The organism is Polaromonas sp. P1_G1 (genome assembly GCF_056405595.1).
This window is the reverse complement of sequence record NZ_JBFUBU010000272.1, coordinates 1-387: the sequence shown is the minus strand read 5'-3', so window position 1 is coordinate 387 and position 387 is coordinate 1. Positions and strand designations below refer to the sequence as shown.

Annotated in this window: 1 pseudogene; it reads right to left on the bottom strand. The window is 59.2% G+C overall.

Features of this window, described 5'->3' with window-relative positions:
• Positions 1-375: pseudogene (locus AC1D1Y_RS26805) on the bottom strand (sugar ABC transporter permease); the annotation flags it as partial.
• Positions 376-387 lie beyond the last annotated feature (12 nt).

Sequence of the window (387 nt, the reverse complement as noted above, 5' to 3'; positions counted from 1 at the left end):
GGTCTTGGAGGCGACAAAGTCATACACCAACATCAGCAGCAACATGACCACGAGCACGTTGGGCAGGCCCCTGTACGAAGACAGCAGGTAGCTGAACGCGGCGATCATGCCGACGAAAATCAGGTTGGTCACCGCAAAGAAGGCCACAGGCTCGTTTTCCATGCCATGCTTGGCACGGTCTGCGCGGCCACGAATTTTCATCACCAGCATGACCAGGGCAATCAGCAGGCCAATCACCAACGACGCCACACGCAGAGTTTCACCCGCAAACGGATCCGGGATGAAGCCCGTGCTCAGCAACTGGAACTCGGGTGGGAAGGGGCCCACAGAGGCACCTTGCAACACAGCCAGCGCCAAGCCCTTGAAGACCGGCATGCCAGCCAGGGT